The 4,883-nt window shown below is 55.8% G+C and carries 4 protein-coding genes; 2 read left to right on the top strand and 2 right to left on the bottom strand.

Annotation, left to right across the window (positions count from 1 at the left end):
* Positions 1-1,161, bottom strand: a 1,161-nt coding sequence (locus M989_RS21510) for a DNA translocase FtsK 4TM domain-containing protein (RefSeq protein WP_209438778.1), incomplete at its 3' end; no start/stop codon positions are given.
* Between the two features lie 120 nt (positions 1,162-1,281).
* Positions 1,282-1,776, bottom strand: a complete 495-nt coding sequence (lrp, locus tag M989_RS21505) for a leucine-responsive transcriptional regulator Lrp (RefSeq protein ID WP_000228469.1) — start codon at positions 1,774-1,776, stop codon at positions 1,282-1,284.
* 550 nt (positions 1,777-2,326) lie between these two features.
* Here lrp and trxB point away from each other — a divergent pair.
* Both trxB and cydD read left to right on the top strand, forming a co-directional pair.
* Positions 2,327-3,292 (top strand): thioredoxin-disulfide reductase, encoded by a 966-nt coding sequence (gene trxB / locus M989_RS21500; protein ID WP_064548746.1) that lies wholly within the window; start codon positions 2,327-2,329, stop codon positions 3,290-3,292.
* A 123-nt stretch (positions 3,293-3,415) separates the two neighbouring features.
* Positions 3,416-4,883, top strand: a 1,468-nt coding sequence (cydD, locus tag M989_RS21495; protein WP_064548744.1) for a heme ABC transporter permease/ATP-binding protein CydD, incomplete at its 3' end; no start/stop codon positions are given.

The following is a 4,883-nucleotide window of genomic DNA, read 5'->3' as shown; positions in this document are numbered from 1 at the left end:
CTGCTGAGGCTGGGCATACTGCGGCTGCTCGTAAGCCGGCTGGACTGGCGGCCAGCCTTCTGGCGCAGGCGCGATGGTTGGGTCAACGGTAGCTGGCGTCGGTACGGGCTGCCATTCCACGCTCGGCGTTTCCACAGGCGGAATCGCCTGAGTCGAATCGGCTGCCCATACTGGGGCTGAAGCAACGGCAGCTGCGGCGGCGGCTGGCGCGGTAACCGAGTGGCCATTCAGCAGCGGATCATATTCATCATACTCCGCCGCGCGCGTTGCGCTGGCGCCGGAGAACAGTACATCATCAGGATCGGCCTGGGCTGCATAACGGGCAGTCTCTTCCGGCTCATCCATTCGGCGGCCCGAGAACAGCGCTTCGTCGGTTTTGCGGCCCATCGGGTTTGCGAATTTTTCAGCAATACGCTTACGGCGCGCCAGCGCGCCACGCAGAATGCGGGCGCGGCGAGATTCGCGCGTATTGTTCTGCGCTGCGTCATCTTCGTACTCGTCTTCTTCTTCGTATTCGTCTTCATCGACCCAGGTATCGTCGCGACGGGTACGGTTGCTGGCAAAGGTGAGAATATTGAGGATCCAACTGCCCATTTTCTCAGCGATGCTGACCCAGGACCAGCCGGTAAACAGCGTCAGGCCCGCCGCCCAAATACACAGCAGCGCAATGGTGCCGCCGCTGCTATGGAGCATGGGCTGTAGCGCAGTGCTGAGCAGGCTGCCAATGACGCCGCCGGAAGCAAAGTACCAGATATCATCGGCGTTAATGGCGGCAAGGCCGCAGGAGGTCAGAATCAACGCCAGCACGCCAATCAAGCGCAGCGATACGGCAAAATAATCGATGTAGTCTTCGCTGGCACGGTGTCGCCAGGCGAACCAACAGCCGCCGATGATAATCACCGGAATGGTGTAGGCCATCACGCCGAAAATGAAGAACAGCGTATCGGCTAGCCATGCGCCGGAAGCGCCGCACAAATTGTGGATAGGCTCGTGCCAGGCCGTTTGCGACCAGCTGGGATCGGAAGGATTGAAGCTCAGTAGTGCTGCCATTAGCCAGACGGCAAAAATGGCGCAGAGAAGGAGTAACGCCTCAAGGAGCCGGCGTCCGCTGCTGAGTTTTGTGAGTTTGACTTCTTTGTCTTCTGTATATTCCTGGCTCAAGAAAGGCTCTCCAGGTGCCAAATGCTAAAACGGACAACAGTGTCAGATTGCGCTGACACTGTTGCTGTATGGATTAACAGGAGTGTAATCAAACTACGCTGATTTTGCACCTGTTCCGTTTTAGCGGGTCTTAATTACCAGACGATTACTCTGCTTGACCTCTTCCATCACGACGTAAGTACGGGTGTCGTTAACGCCTGGCAGGCGTAGCAGGGTCTCGCCAAGAAGCTTACGGTAAGCCGACATATCCGGTACGCGGGTTTTCAACAGGTAGTCGAAATCACCGGACACCAGGTGACACTCTTGAATTTCTTCAAGTTTTTGTACAGCGGCGTTAAATTGTTCAAATACGTCCGGCGCACCGCGATTCAGAGTAATCTCAACGAATACCAGCAGCGATGCATCCAGATAATGCGGGTTTAACAGCGCGGTATAGCCCTGAATAAAACCCTGCCGTTCCAGACGACGTACGCGCTCAAGGCACGGGGTCGGAGAAAGTCCTACTCTTTTGGAAAGCTCGACGTTCGAAATACGCCCATCTTTCTGCAGCTCATTAAGGATGTTGCGGTCGATGCGGTCGAGATCTTTGCCAGGGCGTTTTTTACTATCTACCATTATTATTGTCTCTCTGTATTCCTTCCCTACTCCTGTCTTGACTCTGTGCACTTCACTGTTCAGAGCCTTTTCCCGTTTTCAACACGCCGTTGTTGCTGCAACGACGCATATCCCAGGGGTTGCGTATGAGAAGCCCCGGCGCCTTGCGGCCACCCTCCGACATCACGTATGGTGTCTGTCCACACCATACGTAGATTTCAGTGATCCGGGTAAAAATGGTATTTGCGTGCATGAAAATTCACCACACGCGAAACACTGCTTTTCTTCTTCCTTGAATGTTGTCGCAAAAGCACAGGTGATTGTCAAAGCAAAACATCTTTTTTTAGTACAACATGCCAGATATTCATTATCACCCGGGCTTGATTTACATGTAATCGTCTTATAATCCGGCAGCGGACAGTAGAAATAGTTATATTTCTTGATGTTAAAATAAACAATCAATCGGCTCGATCTATTACACATATCGTTAACAAAATCGCTGCGCTCTTTTTTTACGTCTACAAATTCCCTACAATCCCGGACAATGTCTGCCAACAATTATGGGGATCTCATGGGCACGGCCAAACACAGTAAGCTGCTAATCCTTGGTTCTGGACCTGCGGGATACACCGCTGCGGTCTATGCTGCACGCGCAAACCTGCAACCGGTACTGATTACCGGGCTGGAAAAAGGCGGTCAACTGACCACCACCACCGAGGTGGAAAACTGGCCTGGCGATCCGAACGATCTGACCGGTCCGCTGCTGATGGAACGTATGCACGAGCATGCGACCAAATTCGAAACCGAAATTATTTTTGACCACATTCACAGCGTGGATCTGCAAAACCGTCCGTTCCGTCTTACCGGCGACAGCGGTGAATACACCTGCGATGCCTTAATCATCGCGACCGGCGCCTCTGCCCGCTATCTGGGTCTGCCGTCGGAAGAAGCGTTCAAAGGCCGCGGTGTTTCCGCTTGTGCTACCTGCGACGGGTTCTTCTATCGTAATCAGAAAGTGGCGGTCATCGGCGGCGGCAACACCGCAGTAGAAGAAGCGCTGTACCTGTCCAACATTGCCTCAGAGGTACACCTGATTCACCGTCGTGACTCTTTCCGCGCGGAAAAAATTCTCATCAAGCGTCTGATGGATAAAGTGGAAAGCGGCAATATCGTGCTGCACACCAACCGTACGCTGGAAGAAGTGACCGGCGATCAGATGGGCGTGAGCGGTTTGCGCCTGCGTTCAACCGAGAGCGATGATATTGAATCGCTGGACGTCGCAGGTCTGTTTGTGGCGATCGGTCATAGCCCGAATACGGCGATTTTCGACGGCCAGCTGGAGCTGGAGAACGGCTATATCAAAGTGCAGTCCGGTATCCACGGCAACGCCACCCAGACCAGCATCCCTGGCGTGTTCGCAGCGGGCGACGTGATGGACCATATTTACCGTCAGGCAATTACCTCTGCGGGCACCGGCTGTATGGCGGCGCTGGACGCAGAACGCTACCTCGACGGTCTGGCTGACGCCTGCAAATAATCTTTACAAGTCAGTAACAAAAGTAAAAAAGGCGACGATAAGTCGCCTTTATTTTTTCTGCGATGTAACATTGCCGCGCCCATAACTGAAACCATTATCCAGAAGCCACCTGCTAAGCGCCCAATGAATAAAAGTCGCCAACAAGAACTCACCCGCTGGCTCAAACAGCAAAGCGTCCTGTCTCGCCGCTGGTTGATGCTCTCCCGCCTGCTCGGCTTCGCCAGCGGGATATTGATTATTGCTCAGGCGTGGCTGCTGGCCCGCATCCTCCACCATATGATTATGGAGAACATTCCGCGTGAAGCGCTGCTGATGCCGTTTATTCAGCTGGTGCTGGTTTTCGTCCTGCGCGCCTGGGTGGTGTGGCTGCGCGAACGTGTCGGGTTTCATGCCGGGCAACAGATTCGCTTTGAGATTCGCCGTCAGGTGCTCGACCGTCTACAACAGGCCGGCCCGGCGTGGATCCAGGGTAAACCTGCGGGCAGTTGGGCGACGCTGATTCTTGAGCAAGTTGACGACATGCACGACTATTACGCCCGCTACCTGCCGCAGATGGCGCTGGCCGCCTGCGTGCCGCTGCTGATCGTGGTCGCCATTTTCCCCTCGAACTGGGTCGCCGCATTGATACTGCTGGCCACCGCTCCGCTGATCCCGCTGTTTATGGCGCTGGTCGGCATGGGTGCCGCCGATGCCAACCGGCGCAACTTCCTGGCGTTAGCGCGCCTGAGCGGCCACTTCCTTGACCGTCTGCGCGGCATGGATACCTTACGTATTTTTGGTCGCGGCAAAGCCGAGACCGACAACATCCGCGAAGCCTCGCAGGATTTTCGCCAACGCACCATGGAAGTTCTGCGCCTGGCGTTCCTCTCCTCCGGCGTACTGGAGTTTTTCACCTCCCTTTCGATTGCTCTGGTGGCGGTCTATTTCGGCTTCTCGTACCTGGGCGAGCTGAATTTTGGTAGCTACGGCGCGGCGGTGACGCTCTCCTCCGGCTTCCTGGCGCTGATTCTGGCCCCGGAATTTTTCCAACCGTTACGCGATCTGGGCACCTTCTACCACGCCAAGGCTCAGGCGGTAGGCGCTGCCGACAGCCTGAAAACCTTCCTTGAATCGCCGCTGGCGCATCCTGAACGCGGTGAGCAGGTGCTGGAGACCAGCGAGCCGGTTTCACTTTGCGCGAAAGATCTGTTTATCACTTCGCCGGAAGGCAAAATGCTCGTCGGCCCGCTCAACTTCACGCTTAACGCCGGGCAGCGAGCGGTGCTGGTGGGGCAAAGTGGTTCCGGTAAAAGTTCGCTGCTGAACGCGCTGGCCGGTTTCCTCCCCTACAGCGGTTCGCTGAAGGTCAATGGTGTCGAACTCCGTCACCTCCAGCCTGAAAGCTGGCATCGATTGATGAGCTGGGTCGGACAAAATCCACAGCTGCCGGCGGCCACACTGCGTGAGAACGTGCTGCTGGGCAACCCACACGCCGATGAAGAACAGCTGCATCTGGCGCTGGAAAAAGCGTGGGTCAATGAGTTTCTGCCGCAGCTTCCCGACGGCGTCGACACCGCCGTCGGCGAGCAGTCCGCGCGCCTCTCGGTCGGCC

Origin of the sequence: Kluyvera georgiana ATCC 51603 (assembly GCF_001654985.1) — a bacterium.
In the GTDB taxonomy this organism is placed as follows: Bacteria; Pseudomonadota; Gammaproteobacteria; order Enterobacterales; family Enterobacteriaceae; genus Kluyvera; species Kluyvera georgiana.
The sequence above is the reverse complement of the archived record's forward strand: the minus strand, read 5'-3'. Positions and strand labels throughout refer to the sequence as shown.